Origin of the sequence: Shewanella donghaensis (genome assembly GCF_007567505.1) — a bacterium.
GTDB classification, from domain to species: Bacteria; Pseudomonadota; Gammaproteobacteria; order Enterobacterales; family Shewanellaceae; genus Shewanella; species Shewanella donghaensis.
This window is the reverse complement of the sequence record NZ_CP041783.1, coordinates 768,757-790,880: the sequence shown is the minus strand read 5'-3', so window position 1 is coordinate 790,880 and position 22,124 is coordinate 768,757. Positions and strand designations below refer to the sequence as shown.

At 37.9% G+C, this 22,124-nt stretch carries 16 protein-coding genes and 2 tRNA genes; 12 read left to right on the top strand and 6 right to left on the bottom strand.

All coding sequences use genetic code 11. The annotated features are described in order from the left end of the window. Window positions 1-22 precede the first annotated feature (22 nt). From tal to xylB, 3 genes are all read right to left on the bottom strand, one after another. Window positions 23-964, bottom strand: a complete 942-nt coding sequence (gene tal, locus FPK91_RS03310) for a transaldolase (RefSeq protein ID WP_144207959.1) — start codon at window positions 962-964, stop codon at window positions 23-25. 40 nt (window positions 965-1,004) lie between these two features. Then, entirely contained in the window at window positions 1,005-2,324 is a 1,320-nt protein-coding gene (xylA, locus tag FPK91_RS03305; RefSeq protein WP_144207956.1) for a xylose isomerase, read from the bottom strand. 71 nt (window positions 2,325-2,395) lie between these two features. Then, a complete protein-coding gene (gene xylB / locus FPK91_RS03300) occupies window positions 2,396-3,856 on the bottom strand; it encodes a xylulokinase (RefSeq protein WP_144207953.1) in 1,461 nt (486 codons plus the stop codon). 206 nt (window positions 3,857-4,062) lie between these two features. Between xylB and FPK91_RS03295 the strand changes: the two genes are divergently transcribed. The 10 genes from FPK91_RS03295 to FPK91_RS03250 all read left to right on the top strand — a co-directional run bounded on the left by FPK91_RS03295 (window position 4,063) and on the right by FPK91_RS03250 (window position 17,521). After that, window positions 4,063-5,019 (top strand): Gfo/Idh/MocA family protein, encoded by a 957-nt coding sequence (locus tag FPK91_RS03295; protein ID WP_144207950.1) that lies wholly within the window; start codon window positions 4,063-4,065, stop codon window positions 5,017-5,019. A gap of 265 nt (window positions 5,020-5,284) precedes the next feature. Next, a complete protein-coding gene (locus FPK91_RS03290) occupies window positions 5,285-6,319 on the top strand; it encodes a LacI family DNA-binding transcriptional regulator (protein WP_144207947.1) in 1,035 nt (344 codons plus the stop codon). A 363-nt stretch (window positions 6,320-6,682) separates the two neighbouring features. After that, a complete protein-coding gene (locus FPK91_RS03285; RefSeq protein ID WP_227006671.1) occupies window positions 6,683-7,399 on the top strand; it encodes an NUDIX hydrolase in 717 nt (238 codons plus the stop codon). 134 nt (window positions 7,400-7,533) lie between these two features. Continuing rightward, window positions 7,534-8,889 carry a glycoside-pentoside-hexuronide (GPH):cation symporter gene (locus FPK91_RS03280; protein ID WP_144207945.1) on the top strand — a complete coding sequence of 452 codons (1,356 nt, stop codon included), beginning with the start codon at window positions 7,534-7,536 and terminating at the stop codon, window positions 8,887-8,889. 99 nt (window positions 8,890-8,988) lie between these two features. Then, a complete protein-coding gene (locus FPK91_RS03275) occupies window positions 8,989-10,056 on the top strand; it encodes a glycoside hydrolase family 43 protein (protein WP_227006670.1) in 1,068 nt (355 codons plus the stop codon). Between the two features lie 322 nt (window positions 10,057-10,378). Beyond that, window positions 10,379-13,402 (top strand): TonB-dependent receptor, encoded by a 3,024-nt coding sequence (locus tag FPK91_RS03270; RefSeq protein ID WP_144207942.1) that lies wholly within the window; start codon window positions 10,379-10,381, stop codon window positions 13,400-13,402. Window positions 13,403-13,601: 199 nt separating this feature from the next. Further along, window positions 13,602-14,330, top strand: a complete 729-nt coding sequence (locus FPK91_RS03265) for a SapC family protein (protein WP_144207939.1) — start codon at window positions 13,602-13,604, stop codon at window positions 14,328-14,330. Between the two features lie 133 nt (window positions 14,331-14,463). Beyond that, window positions 14,464-15,951 (top strand): tryptophan halogenase family protein, encoded by a 1,488-nt coding sequence (locus tag FPK91_RS03260; protein WP_144207936.1) that lies wholly within the window; start codon window positions 14,464-14,466, stop codon window positions 15,949-15,951. Window positions 15,952-15,957: 6 nt separating this feature from the next. Further along, window positions 15,958-16,641, top strand: coding sequence for a DUF6445 family protein (locus FPK91_RS03255; protein ID WP_144207933.1), 684 nt, complete (start codon window positions 15,958-15,960; stop codon window positions 16,639-16,641). Between the two features lie 13 nt (window positions 16,642-16,654). Beyond that, on the top strand, window positions 16,655-17,521 hold the full coding sequence (locus tag FPK91_RS03250; RefSeq protein WP_144207930.1) for a ThuA domain-containing protein: 867 nt from the start codon (window positions 16,655-16,657) through the stop codon (window positions 17,519-17,521). On the opposite strand, the gene FPK91_RS03245 is transcribed toward FPK91_RS03250, so the two are convergent. Then, window positions 17,518-18,528 carry an SMP-30/gluconolactonase/LRE family protein gene (locus FPK91_RS03245; protein ID WP_144207928.1) on the bottom strand — a complete coding sequence of 337 codons (1,011 nt, stop codon included), beginning with the start codon at window positions 18,526-18,528 and terminating at the stop codon, window positions 17,518-17,520. The two genes, FPK91_RS03250 and FPK91_RS03245, sit on opposite strands and share 4 nt — an antisense overlap. 261 nt (window positions 18,529-18,789) lie before the next feature. Here FPK91_RS03245 and FPK91_RS03240 point away from each other — a divergent pair, with 261 nt between their 5' ends. Continuing rightward, the gene (locus FPK91_RS03240; RefSeq protein WP_144207926.1) at window positions 18,790-19,947 is read left to right on the top strand and encodes an endo-1,4-beta-xylanase; all 1,158 of its coding nucleotides are present in this window, start codon (window positions 18,790-18,792) and stop codon (window positions 19,945-19,947) included. A 588-nt stretch (window positions 19,948-20,535) separates the two neighbouring features. Beyond that, window positions 20,536-21,702, top strand: coding sequence for an endo-1,4-beta-xylanase (locus FPK91_RS03235; RefSeq protein ID WP_144207923.1), 1,167 nt, complete (start codon window positions 20,536-20,538; stop codon window positions 21,700-21,702). A gap of 143 nt (window positions 21,703-21,845) precedes the next feature. Here FPK91_RS03235 and FPK91_RS03230 read toward each other — a convergent pair. After that, window positions 21,846-21,922: transfer RNA gene (locus tag FPK91_RS03230), tRNA-Val, on the bottom strand. 20 nt (window positions 21,923-21,942) lie between these two features. Beyond that, window positions 21,943-22,019: transfer RNA gene (locus tag FPK91_RS03225), tRNA-Val, on the bottom strand. Window positions 22,020-22,124 lie beyond the last annotated feature (105 nt).

The following is a 22,124-nucleotide window of genomic DNA, read 5'->3' as shown; positions in this document are numbered from 1 at the left end:
CAGTTAACATTTTAGATTAACGTTATGCTTTGCGAAGCTGTTGGATCATTTCAACTAAGATAGTCTGATCTTTAGCAAAATTACGGATCCCTTCTGATAATTTATCACAAGCCATTTCATCTTCGTTTAGCTGCCACGAGAATTGCTCAAATGTTAACCTTGTAAGTGTCTTAGGCTTAACACTGCATATTTCTTTAGTATTTAATTTGTGGACTAACTTACCTTGAGTATTGTTTAATTCAGTCAGTAAACTAGGTGCAATAGTCAGTAAGTCGCAACCGGCTAATGCTATAATTTCATCAATATTTCTGAAACTTGCTGCCATTATTTCTGTTTGATAGTTATATGTTTTGTAATAGTCAAAAATAGCCTTGACAGACAATACGCCTGGATCTTCAAAAGCCTCAAATTGCTTACCCGAGTGTTGTACATGCCAGTCTAAAATTCGTCCCACAAAGGGGGAAATTAAGGTGACTTTTGCTTCTGCACAGGCAATGGCTTGAGTCATTGAAAAAAGCAAGGTGAGGTTACAATTAATACCTTGTTTTTCAAGCTCTTCAGCTGCCTTAATACCTTGCCATGTCGCTGCTAATTTAACGAGTACCCGGCTTTTATCTATACCATTGGCCTCATATATGGCAATTATCTTTTTCGCTTTCTCAATGCTTGCTACAGTGTCGAATGACAACCTAGCATCAATCTCACTGGATATACGTCCTGAAATACATTTTAAAATTTCACAGCCAAAGTTAACGGTTAAATGATCACAAATATCATCGATGTTGTCTTTACCTTGAGATATCGATTTAGTAATAAGATATTGGTATTGTGGTAGTTTTGATGCTTGTAAGATGAGAGAAGGGTTAGTCGTTGCATCTATAGGTTTGTGAAGCTTAATCGCGTCAATATCGCCGCTATCAGCGACTACAGTGGTGATTTTTTTTAATTGTTCCAACATATTCATGATAAAAAAATCCCCCATTTATTAGATGGGGGAACAGTCCTTAAATATAACGATTGACGACGTTTTCTAGTAGTTCTTGTCGCCCTGAAGTCGATGTAGGATTGATATTTTGTTCATGAACGACTTTTGCTAAGCTTTCTAAACTATGTTGTCCATCAAAAATATCTTTACCTAGGCCTTTATTCCACCCTGCATAACGTTGCTCTACAAATGAAGATAACGGCGCATCTTCAATAAGTTGGGCTGCATTGAGTAATGATTTAGCCATGGTATCCATACCGCCAATGTGGCCATGGAATAAATCATCATTTTCACATGACTGACGACGAAGTTTTGTATCAAAATTTAAGCCGCCAGTGGTAAAGCCACCTGACTTTAAAATTTCATACATGACTAGCGTACACTCAGCTACGTCATTCGGGTACTGGTCTGTATCCCAACCATTTTGCATATCGCCACGGTTAGCATCGATACTGCCCATAATGCCTTCAGCACATGCTACTGCTACTTCATGATGAAAACTATGACCAGCCAAAGTAGCGTGATTCGCTTCAATGTTGACTTTGATTTCATTCTGTAAACCGTGCTTGTGTAAGAAGCCTGCAACGGTTGCCGTGTCATAGTCATATTGGTGCTTAGTTGGTTCTTGTGGCTTTGGCTCAATCAATAATGTGCCTTTAAAACCGATTTTATGTTTGTGTTCTACAACCATTTTTAAAAATCGCGCATACTGTTCACTTTCTTGTTTTAAATTAGTATTAAGTAGTGAGTCATAACCTTCACGGCCACCCCATAAAACATAGTTCTCACCACCTAAACGGTGAGTAACTTCCATGGCATGTTTAACTTGTGCAGCGCCATAGGCAAAAACTTCAGGGTTCGGGTTTGTTGCACCACCGGCACAAAACCGTTTATTTGAAAATAGATTAGCTGTACCCCAAAGTAATTTAACCCCAGTACGTTGCATTTCTTTTTCTAGTACATCAGCAATATGATTTACGTTAGCATGGCTTTCTTTTAGCGTAGCCCCTTCAGGTGCTATGTCCGTGTCGTGAAAGCAAAAGTAAGGTACACCGAGTTTTTCAAAAAATTCAAAGGCGACTTTGGCTTTTTGTTCAGCTAATGCAAGTTGATCACCGACTGGCTGAATCCAAGGTCTGTCAAAGGTGCCTTCACCAAAAATATCAAAACCTGTAGAACAGAAGTTATGCCAGTAGCATGCGGCAAAACGTAAATGTTCTTTCATTGTTTTACCCATGACTACACGGTTTTCGTCGTAGTAACGAAATGCAAAAGGGTTTTTACTCGATTCGCCTTCGAATTTGATTTTTTCGACATTCTTAAAAAATTGTTCGCTCATGATGACTCCATATTTTTCGGTTAGTTTGTATATGATTTGTATTAGTTTTTTATTTATTTATAAGATGTAAATTAGATAAATAGGTGTTTAGTGGCTTGATATAAGCTTTTGAATTGTTGATATTGCGTGGCGTAATATCCCTGCATTTCAGGGTTAGGTAATACAAGATGTTTGAGTTTGCCACTAGTACAGACTTTTTCGGCGGGGCTTTGCTCAATGGCTATTCTTGCTAATCTAGCTGCACCATAGGCAGGGCCAACTTCTCCGCCTTCACGATAGGACAATGGGCGATTTAATACGCTAGCAAGAATATCTCCCCATAATCGGCTTTTTGAGCCACCGCCGATAACCGTTATTTCTTCAATAGTTGCACCAGCATCTAACAAAACTTGTTGTCCATCAGCAAAAGCAAAGGCAACGCCTTCTAATACCGCACGGCCCATGGTGGCGGCATCAGTGTTATGGTCCAAACCAAAGAAAACCCCTTTAGCAGTCGGATTATTGTGAGGGGTACGCTCACCTGATAGATAGGGTAAAAACAAAACTGAATTTGGCTGGCTGAAATCACATTTAGCTATTTGATCTAATAAAGCAGATTCGTTGTCGTAGCCCGTTAGTTTAGTCACCCAGGTCAAGCAACTTGCTGCACTTAATACCACTGACATTTGGTGCCATGTATTACTCAAGCAATGGCAAAATGTATGTACCGCATTATCCGGGTTGGGTAAATATTGCTCATTTGCCACAAAATATACCCCTGAGGTGCCCAGTGATAAAAATGCTTGATTGGGCTTTATCACGCCAATACCTATGGCTCCAGCCGCATTGTCACCTGCACCTGCGACAACAGGTACAGTGTTCATTCCCCATAAACTAGCGATGTCCTCGCTTAATGTTCCGGTAATGTCAGTGCCTTCATATAACGACGGCATTTGCTCAATAGTCATTGATGTTGCTGATAACATTGCTTCTGACCAGCAACGGTTCTTTACGTCTAGCCAGAGCGTACCGGCTGCATCAGACATATCAGAGGCATAGTCTCCGGTCATTTGTAAACGTAAAAAGTCCTTAGGCAATAGAACCTTGGCAACTTTATTAAAGTTTTCTGGCTCATTCTCCTTTACCCATAATAATTTAGGGGCAGTGAAGCCTGGCATCGCGATGTTGCCAGTAATGTCACGTGAATCAGGTTCATTTTCTTCTAAGGTTTTGCATTGAACTTGGCTACGGCCGTCATTCCACAATATCGCTGGACGAATGATTTGGTCATTACTATCGAGTAAGGTTGCGCCATGCATCTGACCTGACAAACCAATAGCGTTAATTTTTTTGAGCAAATCAGCTTGGGTTAATTTGAGCTCAGCCATTGCTAAACAGGTCGCTTGCCACCATTGGTTCGGATCTTGTTCAGACCATTGTGATTGTGGTCGAGATATTGTTAGTGCTGAACTCGCTTGTGCTAACAACTGATCATCATTGTCTAAAATAATGACCTTTACACAAGAAGTTCCTAAGTCGATTCCAAGATACATAATTCAATCCGTTGTTATATTGTGTTATACTTTGTTAGCGCTAACATTAGCATTGAGTTTTAAATCTATCAAGGGTATTTTGTGTAATTAATGTTAACGTCAGTTGCTTGTTAACTTTTGCTATAGCCAATTAACCTTAGTGATAAGACCGCAATAGCGATGTAGTTTTGGCAAAATATATCTTTAAACATAAAAGGGAATTAGAAATGACTCAGCTAAATTGGGGTATTGTGAGTGCAGGAAGGATTGCAGGTTTATTTTGCCAAGACTTAATTTTTTCAAAGAATAGCCATTTATATGCAGTAGCCGCAAGAAAGCAAGCTGACGCTGATGAATTTGCTAAACAATATAATGTTGAAAAATCCTACGAAGGCTACCAAACATTATTTGATGATCCCAAGGTGGATATTGTGTATGTTGCCACGCCCCACAATTTTCATTTTCAACAAGCCTTTGATGCCTTATCAGCAGGAAAACACGTACTGTGCGAAAAACCCATGACAGTTTCACATAAAGAATGTGAAATATTAGTCAGGTTAGCGCAAGATAAAGGTTTGCTACTAATGGAAGCATTATGGACCTATTTTTTACCCGCGATGCAAAAAGCTAAAGAGTGGTTAAATGATGGCCGCATCGGACAGCTTAAACATATTAAAGTTGATTTTGGTTATCCCGTGCCTTTTAAATTAGATGGTCGAGAGTACAATCCTAATTTAGCGGGAGGATGCTTATTAGATATGGGTATTTACCCGTTAGCTATTGCAGATTTCTTTCTTGAAGCAGATATCGATAACTTGTTTGTTAAAGCCAATGTTTGTGAAACCGGTGTTGAGGATGATGTCATTATCATAGGTAAAAGTGATGATGTGATGGTCAGTCTTGCGACATCCTTTCAATGTCGATTAAGTAATAATGCCTATCTTATCGGTGATAAAGGTTATATTTTAATTCCTGATGCCTTTAGAGCTAAAGAGTGTCGTTTATTTCACCTTGATGAATTGGTTGAGAGTTTTAATGACAACAGGCAATCACTGGGTTATCACTTTGAAGCAGATGAAGCATGTCGACTCATTGAGGAAGGGAAGTTACAAAGTGCGGTTGTTAGCCATCAACACAGCTTATTATTTCAAAGCCAGCTGGCCAGTGTAAAAGCGCTTTTTTAGCGCTTTTTTTTAGCGATCTAATTTGGTTCTCATATATAGCTACTGATTGTCTTTAGCGATTTACGGGCAATTTTATGGCATGTGTAGAATGAGTCTGATTTCATTAATTTAATATGGCTAATGGTCGCTTCTAGGAAAGTAGGTTATTACATTTATGATTTTAAAAATGTTATTATTCATAATGTAACGTACCCAAATAGCTGTCTATCTTCATACAGTCATTAACTGTTTAATTTCTCGACGTAGTTTTATTAGTAGGTAAGCAATGGTCAAAGTAAAAAAAGCCCGCATACAAGATGTAGCGCTAGAAGCGGGTGTGTCAATGATGACTGTATCAAGGGTGTTAAATCAAGATCCTAAAGTCAGTGATAGCACTCGCAGCAAAGTGTTAGCCGTTGCCGAACAGTTACAATATCGACCTAACGAATCTGCTCGTCGTTTAGCCAGTAATAAATCCTATTTAATAGGATTACTTTATGATAATCCCAGCGATGCCTATATAAGTCAGTTCTTGTTAAGCGCGTTAAAAAGTTGCCGAACTAAGGGCTTTCATTTAGTGGTTGATGAAGCGGATAAGAACATTGAAAAAACACTGCAATCTGTAAAAGATTTGATCAATGAAACCAAGGTCGATGGGATGATTTTATTGCCGCCTGTGTGTGAGCAAAAAGAAATCATTGATTGCTTACAAGAGGCTAATGTTCCGTTTGTGCGAGTGGCACCCGACAGCCATTTAACTATCTCGCCGTATATTTGTATGGATGATTATCAAGCTGCGTTTGATTTAACGGAAATGTTGATTAAGCAAGGCCATAATAAAATTGGTCATATTATCGGTGATGCTAATCAAGGTGTTAGTCGCTTACGTTATCAGGGTTATTTAGATGCTTTACGCTCAAATAAAATCAACACCCCACCAGAATACATAGAACAAGGTTGTTTTACTTATCAATCTGGCATGGTTGCAGCGACAAAAATGTTAGCTTTAAAAGACAAACCTAGTGCCATATTTGCTGCCAATGACGATATGGCTGCAGCGGTTATCTCGATCGCACAAAATCAAGGGATCAATGTTCCAAATGATTTATCCGTTGTCGGATTTGATGATACAACCCTTGCAACGGTAGTATGGCCAAATATTACTACAGTAAGACAACCCATTGATGAAATGGCAAAGTTAGCTGTTAGTTTGTTTACTTCTAATAAGGTTAAAGATTTTACCGATTTAAAAAGCAATCAATTACGCAATATTTTAGATTTTAAAATAATTCAAAGAGAGTCCAGTAAACCAATTGAATAACCTTTTGTGGTAATTTCTTATACAGTTTAAGCTGGACTACTGTTTCGAGTTAGTCGTTGATTGAGTAATTATAGATAGATATTCAATTTATTTTGTAAACACAAAACGTCTGTTTAACCATTGGCAGAAATCGCAGCTATATAGACGCTTATCACACCAGGTATTTGTTCTTTTTTATTCAACTCTTCCTCCTAAAAACGATAAATGGAATTTGTATCAGTCATTTACAATTATGTTTTTGATGAGTAAAGTGATTATCAATTCTGTTGTGTTTCACTGTTAGGCCATATGGTAGTGGATAATTAACTGCAGCATGTCTTAACCTTTTATCACAAAGCTTGTTTTACTAATTGGAAACCTCCTGTGAATTTTATAAACGACGTTATTGATGAAGAAACCATCCCAGCTGATTGTATTAGTAACTTAACCGTCGATAATCTTATTTTTACCCTACATGAAGGCAAGCTAAAAGTGTTGCTGGTTAAATATAATCAGGGGCTTGCAACAAATAAGTGGGGACTAGTAGGTCACTGGGTGCGTAGTAATGAAAACCTTGAAACGGCAGCATCTCGCGTTGTTAAAAACACGACAGGTGTTGAAAACTTGTACTTAGACCAACTTGGTGCATTTGGCGATGTTGATCGCTATCCTGCTAGACGAATTATTACCATTGCTTTTTATTCTCTAGTCCGTTTCGATGACACCAATTTAACTCATGGTGCTAATGCGATTGAGTGTGAATGGTTTGATGTGAGACAAGTACCAACACTGATGTTTGATCATGATAATATTTTGGCCAGTTGCTTAAATCATCTGAAATACAAAGTAAGGCATGAACCTATTGGTTTCAGCTTGTTACCTGAAAAGTTCACGCTATTACAACTGCAAGATTTATATGAATCTATATTGGGCGTAACGCTAGACAAACCCAACTTCCGCAGAAAAATATTAAAAATGGATTTACTCATCGACTGTAAAGAAAAGCAACGCAATGTAGCACATCGCGCTGCTGCACTGTATCGGTTTGATGTGGAAGTCTATGAAAAATTGGCACAATTCGGTTATACATTCGAATACTAAAAGCAAATTTTCAAATCTAATAAAGACAGCATTCGCTGTCTTTTTTTACATCCTGTTAAAAGTTAATCAAAGTTGTTTACAATGTTAATGGTTTGATATAGTGTTTATGACTATAACCTTTAGTTGGAACAGTAATGGACACTTTTATTAATAAACTCAGCATTAAAGAAAAGCTTGGATATGGCCTTGGGGACACTGCAAGTAATATTGTGTTTCAAATGGTCGCTAACTTCATGCTGATTTTTTATACCGATGTTTATGGCTTGTCAGCAGCTGCAGCTGGCACATTACTTTTATCTGTACGATTGTTTGATGGATTCACTGACCCTATCATGGGCGGAATCGCCGACAGAACCCGTACACGTTGGGGCTCATATCGTCCTTACATTCTATTTTTAGCAGTACCTTATGGTGTATTAGCCTGTTTAGCGTTTATAACACCTGATTTTGATAGCACAGGCAAACTCATATATGCCTACGTTACTTATGGGCTATTAATGACATGTTACACCGCAATTAATATTCCTTATGGCGCATTGGGCGGGGTGATGGCGTCAGATCCTAAAGAGCGTACATCATTACAATCATTTCGATTTGCCATGGCAATGGCTGCACTAGTCGTTATCGTGTGGGCAATACCGCGTTTAGTTGAATATTTCGGTCAAGGCGACGATGCTGTTGGTTATCCGTTAGCGATGATATTCATGGGCTCATTAGCTGCTGTTTGCTTTTTATTGTGTTTTGCAATGACGAAGGAAACATTAACCAACGAAACTGATAAACATGAGCGCTCAACTCAGAGTATTTTTAAAGACTTTTTTCAGCTATTTAAAAATGACCAATGGCTTGTTATCGCGATTATTAGTCTTGCTACCTTGATCCTAATCGGAATTCGCGCATCTGTTGCACCGCACTATATTAAATATTACATCGGTGATGAGGAGTTACTATCAAACTTCTTAACCTTGGCGGCAGTGGGTTCAGTGTTGGGGGCAATTTCGACCAACTTTCTCTCTAAATTCATTGAGAAAAAGATTCTGTTTCAAGTGGCTTTAGTGGTTGTTATCATTTCTCATTCATTATTTTACGTCATTGATAGTGACCAAATAGCGCTCATATTTGTGACTTACTTCATTGCTAACTTTGCACATATGATCATTACCCCCATCATGTTTTCTATGGTTGCTGACACTGTTGATTATGGTGTTGAGAAAATCGGTAAAAGGCTGACTGCAATTACATTTTCTGGACATTTACTGGCGATTAAATTCGGTTTTGCAATTGGTGGGGCGTTAGCTGGCTGGATATTATCTGCTTATGATTATATTCCTAATGAAGTGCAAACAGAGCATACACTTTCAGGTATTTTACTTGCCTTCGCTGGCATACCTATTATTTGCACGGTTGTTTGTTTAGTGGTTATTAGTAAATATCGATTAACAGAATTAGAAGTTAAAAAGATTCAATTAAACCTGGCCGAAGTTAAATGAAGTTAAGTGAAGTTAAGAAGTCTTATTATATTAATTAAGGTTTAACTCATTTATATGCTGGTTTAATAAACATTTTATAAAATTGTACGAGGAATTGTTATGGCTTCTGCCATAAATAAAAGGGAAATCATGATTAATAACGAAGTGAGTGATGCTGAAAGGAAGCAAGCGTTAGATATTAAAAAAGCCAATTCTTTTAAACAAAAGGATGAAGCATTAATTACTAGCATTTATACAGCAGATCCATCTGCTCATGTTTTCAATAATAAAATATATATTTATCCTTCTCATGATATAGAAACAGATAATGCTATTAATGATGATGGCGACCATTTTGCTATGCGTGATTATCATGTCTTGTCTATTCAAAATGACACAAATGAAGTTATTGATCATGGCGTTGCGTTGAGTCTTGAGAATGTTAAGTGGGCTAGTAAACAACTTTGGGCGCCAGATGCAGCGCATAAAAATGGTACTTATTATTTCTATTTTCCCGCAAGAGATTTAGAAGGGATTTTCAGAATAGGTGTTGCGACAAGTTTATCTCCTGCTGGGCCATTTGTAGCAGAAGACAGCTATATCGAAGGTTCTTTTAGTATCGACCCTGCTATTTTTGAAGATGATGATGGTAGTTATTACTTATATTTCGGTGGTTTATGGGGCGGTCAATTACAAAACTGGCATCAAAACCAATTTTCATCTGAAGATCAATATCCAGCTGATGATCAAGCTTCATTACCAGCAAAGATGGCAAAACTTTCAGACGATATGTTGTCACTTGCTGAACCGGTGAAAGATATTGTTATCCTTGATGAAGAGGGTAACGCCATCACAACTGAAGATAATGAACGCCGCTTTTTTGAAGCGTCTTGGGTTCATAAATATAATGGTAAATACTATTTTTCATACTCAACAGGCGATACCCATAATATCGCATATGGTATTGGTGATAACCCTTATGGGCCTTTTGTTTACCAGGGGGTGATATTAAACCCGGTGTTAGGCTGGACCAATCATCATTCGATAGTCCTTCATCAAGGTAAATGGTTTTTATTTTACCATGACTCTACTTTATCAAAGGGTCAGACACATTTACGATGCGTTAAAAAAACAGAATTACATCATGATGAAAATGGAAAAATAGTCACAATAACGGCTTATGAATAAATAAATCATAGTTTAGGTTGTGATTTTTATTTGCCTAAATAAGTAATAGTCAAAAAGACTAATAAGCAATATCCAATTAGGTTTTAGGACAAATAATACAGAAAAGTTTACACATTTAATAAAGCAATAAATGAGCAGAGAATCGACTAACTATAGCTTTATATTGAATTTAACGATTTAATAACATACGAAATCGATTGCAGTCTTTGTTAGTACTCTTTATTGGATTTTTAAATCAAGAGATTAGTGACTTCTGGGGAAGTCACTAATTTAAAAAGGAGTCATTGCCATATTGGCAATAACGAAGCGAGGGGAGAGTGAGATGTTTAATAAAAAGATAATAACCACTTCAATTCTAGCAGCACTAGGTTCTATGGCTGCAACACAAACCAGTTTTGCTGATGAAGCAACTGATGAAGTAGAAGTGATTCAAGTTACAGGTATTCGCGGCAGTTTAGTCCGTTCAATGGATTTAAAGCGAGAAGCAAATGGCGTAGTCGATGCTATTTCTGCTGAAGATATCGGTAAATTCCCTGATACTAACTTAGCTGAATCATTACAGCGTATCACTGGTGTTTCGATTGATCGTTCAAACGGTGAAGGTAGTACTGTTACAGTACGTGGTTTTGGGTCAGAGCAAAATCTAATTACTTTAAATGGTCGCCAACTACCGAACACCACAGGTAGCCGTACCTTTGATTTCGCAAATATAGCTGCAGAAAGTGTATCAGGTGTTGAAGTTTATAAAACTTCAGATGCCAGTGTTACATCTGGCGGTATCGGTGCGACAATTAATTTAACCAGCTTTAAACCTCTAAGTGCGCCTGGTTTAACTGCAACGATTTCAGGTAAAGGTGTTGACGATCAGTCAACTGAGACTGGTGGTGTCACGCCTGAATTGAGTGGTTTATATTCACAGACTTTTGCTGATGACACATTCGGTATTGCGATATCGGGTAGTTATCAAGAACGTGAAAGCGGCATGAAGCAGTTCTTGCAAGATCAGGGTTATCGCGCAAGTGATTATACCAACGCGGGTTGGGGTGGCGTTCCTGCTGGTGAAGCCGGTGGTACCAACCGTCCAACATCTGGAATTTACTCGAACCCTCAACAGCCACGTTATGTTATTGAAGAACGTCAACGTGAGCGTATTAATGGTCAATTAACGCTGCAATACCGTCCTATCGAGACGTTAACTATTACTGCGGATTACACTACTTTTAGAAATACTATCGAAGAGCAGCACACTGATGCATCTGTTTGGTTTAACTATGCAGGCGATCGTAGCGAATCAGTTTGGACAGGCGAGCCCAATGCAGTACCCCTTATATACTCTGAAATTTATGACATTAATAGTCCGGCCGATTTAAAAGATACCTCGTTAACGGTAGGTGCTTGGGGTCGTGAAGAAATAACAGATTCAATTGGTTTAAATATTGATTGGCAAGTAACTGATGACTTGGTACTAACACTGGACCATCACAGCTCTAAAGCCAATATGGAAGCCACTGATCCGCGTCATGGAACGCGAAACAATGTGCAATTGCCTTCATACACACGTACTCGATCTGGTCTTGATTTAACAGGAAGCCTACCTGGTATTGCTATCGGTGATATTGAGAACTTTAATCCAAGTACCATGCGTTTATCGGGTAGTTGGTTTGCCAATGATAAATATACTTCAGAAATTGATCAAACTCAGTTAGATGGTAAATATCATTTAAACAGTGATTTAAGTATTGATTTTGGTGTGTCACTAAATACAGTGAATAACCGCTATCGTCATACCCAAGTACAACGTCCCGATTGGGGTGGAGTGGGTGAAGAAGGTGATTTCGAAGATATTAATTGGACTGAAGACACCATCCTAGACAAGTTTGATGACAGCACTGGCAATTTTGAAGGAACAGCGACTCAAAGTGATTATGATTTATTCAATCGTATTTTCTTTGCTGATTTTGATGAAATTATCAATGCTGCAGAATATGCAGATCCCGTAGCTAATGTTGATGGTTTATATGGTGATTGTCAGGCCGCATCAGGCGCAGCAGCAGGCCCCAATGGTGAAGGGCAGTTCTGTGCTTCAACCCAGTGGGATGCTGATACTAACCGCTTTACTGAAGAAGAAACCACCGCAGCTTACATTCAAGCTAATTACTTAGGTGACATGTTTGATATGCCATTTAGTGTCCATGTTGGCTTACGTTACGAGCAAACAGATGTGGTATCAACAGCATCAGCACCAGGCTATAGCCGTGTTGAGTGGAATGAAGATACATCGACTTCAGTTACTGGGCAAACAGGTATTGAAACCTTAAGTCAAAGTGCTGATTATGATTTGTTCTTACCTAACATTAACTTCAATCTTGATGTGACTGACGAATTACGTGTACGTGCAGCAGCAGGTAAAACGATTTCTCGTGCGGGTTATAACTCGTTACTCGGCGGAACCACCATTAATACTGGCGGTAACTTAAGTGGTTATACCGGTAGTTCAGGTAACCCTGGTCTTGAGCCATTAGAGTCAATCAATTACGACTTATCAACTGAGTGGTATTACGATGAAGGAAGCTATGCATCTATTGGCTACTTCAAAAAAGACGTATCGAACTGGATTAGTTATGGTTCGAAACAATCTAATATCTTCAATTTGTCAGATCCACTTAATGGCGATAAATTTAATGCGGCAGTTACTGCATTAGGTGCCAATGCGTCTAATGAGCAAATTCGTACTTATATCTTCGAAAATTATGCAGATGATCCAAATGTAACACCAAAGTTTGATGAAGATGGACTGCTCGATGGCGGTAGTATTGTTGGCGACCCATTAACGGATGAAGGTGTCGTATTTAATCTTAATGTCCCTGTGAATGGCGATACAGAACACACCATCGATGGCTTTGAATTTAATGTTCAACATTTGTTCTGGGACTCAGGTTTTGGTGGTATAGCTAACTACACCATGGTTGATTCTGATCTGCAATATGATGATAGTTCGCTTGAAGATACCGAAGCCTTGGTTGGCTTAAGTGATACTGCCAACTTAGTCTTGTTCTATGATAATTATGGTTTTCAAGCGCGTATAGCTTATAACTGGCGCGATCAATTCTTATCAGATAAAAGAGTTAACGGTGATTTAACCACACCTATTTATACTGAAGAATATTATCAAATTGACTTTAGTGTCAGCTATGACATCCCTGCAGTTGAAGGCCTAACCGTCTTTGCTGAAGGTATTAACATCACTGAAGAAGTCGTGAGAAAACATGGTCGTCAAAGCCAGTTAGTGTTTGAAACAACACAAACAGGTGCACGATATGGATTAGGGGTTCGTTATACGTTCTAGTAGCGAGCTGTAAATGATAGCGGCTGCCCCCAGTCGCTATCACCCTTTATCTTAATCTAGTAATAAAAGCTGAATGTAAAGCTAATCACAACTCGATGTTAAATAGGCATATTGTCTTCCCAATAATCATTAAATTGTAAGGTTAGTTCTCTATTCACGCATAACTCAACTGTAATCACTCATTATCAAAGGGTAAACCATGGCCAAGCATGTACTGCTCAATAACATTGAACATAAAGACCTTAAAATTATTACCGAGCGTTCAGCAAAATACGGCGACGATCAGTGGTTCTCACCAACATTTGTTGCAGAATTTAAAACCGTGCAAGCGCATTATCCGATAATGTTCCAAAAGAATGCTGATACGGGAGAATTTACCCCCGTGACATTATTTGGCTTTACTAATAATGAGAATCTATTCTTAAACGATGGTCATTGGGATGCTAGTTATATCCCTATTTCAATGCAAAGAATGCCTTTTTATATTGGTATGCAGCAATCAACGCTAAACTGTAACTCTGAACCACAGCGTGTTATTACCCTTGATGTTGATTCCCCAAGAGTGAATGAAGAAACAGGTATTGATTTATTTCTACCCTATGGTGGTAACAGCGAGTATTTGGAAAACATCGCCAATATGTTGGAGTTGCTACATCAAGGTGTTGATGAAAATAAAATGTTTGTCGAAGCTCTGACAGCATATGAACTGTTGGAAGCGGTCACTATAGATGTTGAATTAAACAACGCCAGCAAACATCAACTGATCGGCTTTTATACCATTAACGAAGATGTATTGGGTCAATTAGCAGCAGAAAAAGTAATGCATCTGCACAAAGAGGGTTATCTAGAAGCAATATATATGATTATTGCTTCACAAGCCCATATAAGAAAGTTGGTTGAACTTAGAAATAAGCAGCAAACACACTAGCCATTTATTTAATCATTAATACGTCGACTAGCAAGTTTATCGAATTGTTTTACATAGATTTTATCTTTAAATTATCATAAGTTATAAAACAAACACATTTTATTATTACTAATAATATTTGCAGGCTACCAACATGACAAAAAAAATAACAAATGTAGTAATCGCTGGCGGCGGCACGGCAGGGTGGATGGCCGCTGCGGCTTTCTCAAAGTTATTAGGTAGGCATATTAATGTGACCTTAGTTGAATCGGACTTGATCCCCACTGTAGGCGTGGGCGAGGCAACAATACCCACCTTGCATGTGTTTCATGACTTATTAAAAATTAAAGAAGCCGATTTTATGGCGGCAACTAATGCGACATTTAAATTAGGCATCTCATTTGAGAATTGGCGAGATGTTGGCCAAGACTATATGCATTCATTTGGCTATATTGGCCAAAGTTGCTGGGCTGCGGGATTTCAACATTTTTGGCTTAAAGGCTTTAAGCAAGGCGTTGCTAGCGATATCGGCGACTACTGCCCGGAACATGTAGCAAGTCGTGTGGGAAGATTTGCGGTGCTCCCTAACCAAGATAGAAACCATGCCTTCCATACTGATGCAGGCTTATATGCACGCTTTTTAAGAACCTTTGCTGAAAAGCATGGCGCAAAACGTATCGAAGGAACAATATCAAAGGTAAATTTGAATAATGAAAATGGCTTTATAGACTCATTAACGTTAACTAATGGTGAATGTATTGCTGGTGACTTATTCATTGACTGCACTGGTTTTAAGGGCTTGTTGATCGAAGGTGCACTTCATACTGGCTATGACGATTGGCGCCACTGGTTACCTTGTGACAGTGCAGTGGCAGTACAAACTAAACAAACAAAACCGTTAGTGCCCTATACTCGTTCTATTGCGCGAGAGTCAGGTTGGCAATGGCAAATTCCACTACAAAATAGAATGGGTAACGGACTGGTATTTTGTAGTAAGTACTTAACTGATGATCAAGCTAAAGCCTTGTTAGTGGAAAATATTGAAGGTGAACTACTTAATGAACCTCGGGTATTAAAGTTTCGCACCGGTACTCGACGTAAGCATTGGAACAAAAATTGTGTGGCTATTGGATTATCCAGTGGCTTTATTGAGCCACTAGAATCAACCAGTATTCATTTGATTCAGCAGAGCATAGTTAGGTTAATGCAAAATTTACCTACAACAGCCATGGAAAGCGGTGTTGTAGATGATTTTAATCAAAAAATGCGTGTTGAAATCGAAAATATTCGTGACTTTATTGTACTTCATTATCATGTAACTGAACGTCAAGACAGCGAGTTTTGGCGATACTGTAAGCAAATGGATATACCAGAGAGTTTACAAAAGCGAATTGATTTATTTAAACAAAGTGGTCAAGTGTTCAAGTCAGATAAAGAGTTATTTGGTGAGGCATCATGGTTACAAGTGATGTTAGGCCAAGGGTTGTTACCTGAACAATATCACCCTATTGTCGATAACATGTCAGATGAAGAATTGGCGCAATTTTTAGGGACAATTAAACAGTCTATCAAGCGTAGAGTTAATAGCTGGCCTAACCATATTGATTTTATAAACAATTACTGCAAATCTAATACACTGTAACGCACTATGTTCAGTATTAACCCTAATATTAAACCCTGTGTTGAGTATGTGGGTAACAGTAGAATACCTATTGTTATCATTGATGATTATATGGCGGATATAGCACTTGTTCGTGATGTTATTATCGCTAGCGCTAATTTTACACAGGACAAGCATACTCAATATCCGGGGATAAGATCCGCCATGTCTAAAGTTGATGTGGTTTCCTATCTCAAACCTTTGATGCTGCCTTTATATAAGGTTTTTAACTTCCCTCGGGAACTTACTCCAAGCCCACGTGATAACTACTATTCGTTACTGACAACACAAGAAGCTGATTTGTCATTAATACAGACCATTCCGCACTTTGATACTTATCAACCAAACCTCATTGCATGTATTCATTACTTATCTCAATATCAACATGGTGGTACAGCATTTTATCGACATAAAAGCAGTGGCTATGAATTTATAAATGAAGTGCGTTTACATGAATACCAAACGACAGTAAATGGATTATCAAACAGCGGTTATTGCGGTGAGCATCATCCAGATTTTGAATGTTATAAAGTGATCCCTTACCAAGAAAACCGCCTCATTATTTTTTCTGGTCAGTTACTGCATTCCAGCTTAGTAAACCCTGAATTAGACATAAATGACAATCCAATGACTGGAAGGTTAACAGCCAATCTATTCATTAAATTTAACTAGGAAAATAATGATAATGAATAAGTTTTTTAAACACGAAATACCTCAATGCAATTTGTTGTTTAGTCATTTGTTGATTGTTTTTTTGCTTGTCGTCTTTAGTTTGTCCATTAATAAATCAGCTCATGCAACCAGCTTTGACTCTCTGCCTGACAAACAATTCAATGTGTTGTTGTTTACTAAAACAAATGGCTGGCATCATAAGTCAATTCCAGCAGGTGTTACGGCATTAGAACAGTTAGCGGATAAACATTATTTCAATTTGATCTGGCATGAAGAAAGCCATTACTTTAACGATGAATATCTGAGCAATGTTGATGTGGTGGTATTTCTGTCGACGACAGGTGATATTCTGTCTAATGAACAGCAACAAGCATTTGAACGCTATATACAGTCGGGTAAAGGTTTTGTCGGCATACATAGTGCTTCAGATACCGAATACGATTGGCAGTGGTACCAACAACTCGTTGGGCATACGTTCGTTATACACCCAGTAGTGCAAACAGCTTGGCTGTCTAAAGTGTCTAGTGAATTTCCAGGTCTAGAATCAATGCCTGAAAAGATCCTGTGGACTGACGAATGGTATGAGTTTGGTAAAGCCAATTCAACGGGATTGAATTATCTTTTGACCGTAGATGAAACCAGCTACGACCCTAATGCTGATTGGGTAACAAAAAAGGGCAGTGGTATGGGAAGTTTTCACCCCGTTGCTTGGTACCAGAACTATGATGGTGGCCGTTCATTTTATACTTCACTGGGCCACATCAAACCTGTTTATCAAAATGAAGTGTTTTTAGCCCATTTATACGGCGGAATATATTGGGCTGCGACAGGAAAAGGTATGTACTCGACTAATAAAACAACTCATGAGGCATCAGATTAATTCGAATGAGTTGGTGTTATCCCTGGGATATTAGATTTAAAGGTAAATAAACCATTACCCGTTGTGACTAGAATGGTTTTTAAATCTTTTCCACCAAAAGCTAAGTTGGTAATTTTAGGCGCGATATAAACGCTTTGAAGTAATTCACCCTGTGGGTTATAAACATATAAATTACCTTCATTATGACTGGCAGCATAGATGTTTCCTGCACAATCTACATTGATCCCATCCGGCGTATCAATATTGATTTTGAACATTAACTCTCCAATCTCGTTGTTTTTGGTAAGTTGGTGTGCAAATATTTGATGGCTATAATCTCCAATATATATAGTTTTGTTGTCAGGAGATAAACTTATGCCATTTGGCTTGATGAATTGTGTTGATAGTAAGGTAACTTCATTATCTTCACTAAATTTGTACACGCCAGTGAAGGGGGTTTGTTGTGGCCGGTCACTTAATTGCCAGTCTGGATCGGTAAAGAATAAATCACCAGAAGGATGTTTTATAAGGTCATTGGGAGAGTTAAACTTCGCGCCGTTATAATCATTAACGATTAAAACTCGCTTTTTAGTCGTAAGGGAAAATGTACTCACTGAACGCGTATCATGATTCATGCTGATTAACTGCTTATCTTCAGAAAAAAGTCCGTTAGTACCGCTATTTTCAATAAACAATTTAATACCGTCTTGCTCGTTCCATGAATAAATAGCGGCTTCTGGCCCATTTGTTTGAAGACTATTAAAATCCATTTCTGAGAAATAAAACTTGTTTGTAAACGTTGACCAAGTTGGCCCTTCTAAGAATTTGAGATCAGTGGTGATTAATTGGGGTGATAAGTCACTTGCAAAAGGCTTTATATTTGTAGGACAGTTTTCAATATCTGGATAATTTGATTTTTGCATCTCCACACTGTTTTGCTTATCAATAGCCATCATATAGGGTGAGAAAACGCCCAATCCCCCCAATAACAATGCTCGTTTAAATATTTTATTACTTGTTGTATTCATTTAAAAAATGTCTCTAGGAGAATTGTCATTTATGTCAGCCTTTCGAATTAGATCGTAAACTAAAGCTAATTATGGTCAGCAGTAATGTAATATTAAGTTAACAAAATAATTTATAATGGTCAAATTGACTATTAGATTTAAATCCTAATAAGATAGCTAACACTATTTTATACAAAGGATGTAAGAATGAGACTAACTTTAAAGAGACTAAAGCTAAAACCACTAGGCTTGAAGGAGCTAATTTTAAAGAGACGAGGGCTAATGAGATTGATAGCGGTATTAAGTGTTACTGCAGTGCCAATATTGTTTACAGCTAATAGCTTAGCCACTGAAGCGGCTGTACAACATAACGTTAATAATAAAGAAAGTTTGCAGCAGCATTTTAACAATGATTTTAAAATTGGTGTCGCTGTGAATGATGAAATTGTCTCTGGGCTTGATCCCCTAAGTGCAGAAATTATTACCGAACAGTTCAATACCATCACTATTGAAAATGCCATGAAGGCAGAGATCGTCAATCCACTCCCTGAGCAATTCAATTTTACAGCAGCTGACCAATTTATTGAATTTGGTAAAAATAACAACATGTTCATAGTAGGGCATACGCTTGTGTGGCATAACCAAACACCTGAATGGTTTTTTAAACAAAAGAATGGTGAACAAAACTCCCCAGAACAGCAAATTGAACGGATGGAGCAACACATTAAGTTAGTTGCAGGAAGGTATCGTGGCAAAGTGGATGCTTGGGATGTACTGAACGAAGTCATTGGCGATGATGGCAACTATCGTCAAACAGTGTGGACTAATGTTATTGGAAGTGGTGATGAAATGGCAAAAGCCGCTTTTACCTTTGCCGCCAAGTACGCGCCTAATACAGAGCTTTATTATAATGATTTTAATGCTTGGAAACCGGCCAAGCGTGATGGCATTGTTAAAATGATTAAAATGCTACAACGTGAGGGTATTAAGATTGATGGAATTGGAATTCAAGCCCATTGGGGACTTAACTTTCCAGAACGCCATTATATTGAAGAGGCTATTGATACCTACGCAGCTTTGGGGCTGAAGGTGATGATAACGGAACTCGATATTGATGTGCTGCCTTTTACCAAAGAAGGGCAAGTTATTGGTCAAGGTTTTATGCACCCACAGTTTCAGGAACAAGAGTTTAAAGCGTATTTAGACCCATTTACTCATCATCTTCCCGCAGTAATCGAAGCAAAATTAGCAGCACGATATGCAGAGTTATTTGAAATATTCCAAGCAAAGCGTGAAAAAATCGACAGAGTCACCTTTTGGGGACTACATGATGGTATGTCGTGGAAAAATGATTACCCAATCCCGAACCGAACCAATTATCCGTTGTTGTGGGATAGACAACTTCAACCTAAGGCAGCCTTTAAGGCATTGTTTAACTAGAAGCTTGAATACATTGAGCATCGCGGCTAATTGGCATAGTTGTTTATTACTTCAAATTAATGATTTTAGCGGGTATGGCTGATAATTACGTATTGTAAAATTTTATTAGAACATACCGCAAGCAACTAAGTGCATGAAGAACAATGTATTTAACGGTTTATAACAGTTAAATACTAATGTTAACTCGTCAATAAAATCAAAATAGTTGTTACATAAATGTTTTCAAAAGCATAGAAATAGTCTAAGTTTAATCATCTTATGGTCAATTAGACTATTAATGGTTTTCTAATTTTATTATTGTTATATAGAAACAATCATAAGTAGTGCTTTGGGCTAGGTATACAAAAATGGAGAGCATAAATGAAATCTGTAATCAAAAGAATGCCATTTATTACATCGGTATTAACAAGCAAATAAGTAGCAGGGTATCGAATAGCCCTAAAAATTAAAGCCAATATTCATTCGGATGATGAGATCATTAGCCATTAATTAGAATCGTTCGAAGGATTAATATTAACTTTATTTTGGTCGATGTAGTGCATTATTACATGGCTAGAATTACTCACAAATAGCTGGATTTAGAAAGTAATGAAAATAATTAAAAAATTCAATAAATCGTTAATTGCAGGTTGTGTCACGGTGGTTTTGGTTGTTTCAGGCTGTAATAGTCACCAAGGATTACAACAGCAGGCCTTACCTGAAATTGCACCAACATTCTCTAAAGATATACTTTTAAAAAATCATTTTGCTGAAAACTTTAAAATTGGTACTGCAATTAGCAAAGCTCAAGTACTGAACTCTGCAGATCCGGAACTGCGATTAGCAGCCGAACACTTTAATACCTTCACACCTGAAAACTCAATGAAATGGGAGTCGGTGAATCCTTTACCTAATGAGTATCAATTTGACGTTGCTGATGCATTAGTGAACTTTGCTAAGAACAACAATCAACAATTGGTAGGGCATACTCTTGTTTGGCATTCGCAAACGCCTGATTGGGTATTCGAAGATGATGCTGGTAACCCTTTAAATCGTGCGCAATTATTAAAAGTGATGGAAATACATATTAAAACTGTTGCCGGACGATATGCTGAACAAATATTTGCTTGGGATGTAGTCAATGAAGCTTTGAATGAAGATGGCAGTTTACGTGAATCAAAATGGCAGCAAATTATTGGAGATGACTTTATTGAACAAGCCTTTATCTATGCACATCAAGCAGCGCCTAATGCCAAATTATATTACAACGATTACAACATGTTTAAACCTGAGAAAAGAGCCGGTGCAATTAAGTTGATAAAGCGCCTTAAACAAAAGGGCATTCAAATTGATGGTGTTGGAATGCAAGCGCATTATTCATTAGATTATCCTGACTTCAATGAAGTTGAAGATTCCATAGTCGCTTTTGCTGCCACGGGTGTAGATGTCATGGTCACAGAGCTTGATATTTCAGTCTTACCATTTCCTGAAAATTTAGCAGAAGGTGCAGATGTTTCATTAGATGTCGCACTGCAACAACAATACAATCCTTATACAGAAGGATTACCTATTGAAATAGAGCAACAATTAGCATCACGTTATCAAAACTTGTTTGCTATTTATAAAAAACATAGCGAAAGCATAGGCCGTGTTACGTTTTGGGGTGTAAGTGATAAACAAACTTGGCGCAATGGTTGGCCAATGAAGGGGCGAACAGATTATCCGTTACTCATTGATAGAGATATGAAGTTAAAAGGTTTTGTGAACTCTTTATAACCCTTTATATAAACTATAAAACAGCCACTCATTGAGTGGTTTTTTTATGATATTTAAAAACTGCTAAAGATATTTTGTAGAACTTAGGAATTTTAGACATAAAAAAACCAGCATAAGCTGGCTGAATTATTATAATTTGAAAGTGGTACAACTGAGTGGATTCGAACCACCGACCCCTACCATGTCAAGGTAGTGCTCTAACCAACTGAGCTACAGTTGTAACGTGTCTTTCAAAAAATATGGTACAACCGAGTGGATTCGAACCACCGACCCCTACCATGTCAAGGTAGTGCTCTAACCAACTGAGCTACGGTTGTATTGTTTTAAAATGACATTTGCATGTAATCTTTGGAACGAGCGATATCTTACGGTATACAGTGTTTGATGCAAGTAAAAAAACTAAAAAAGTGTGTGAGTGGTGA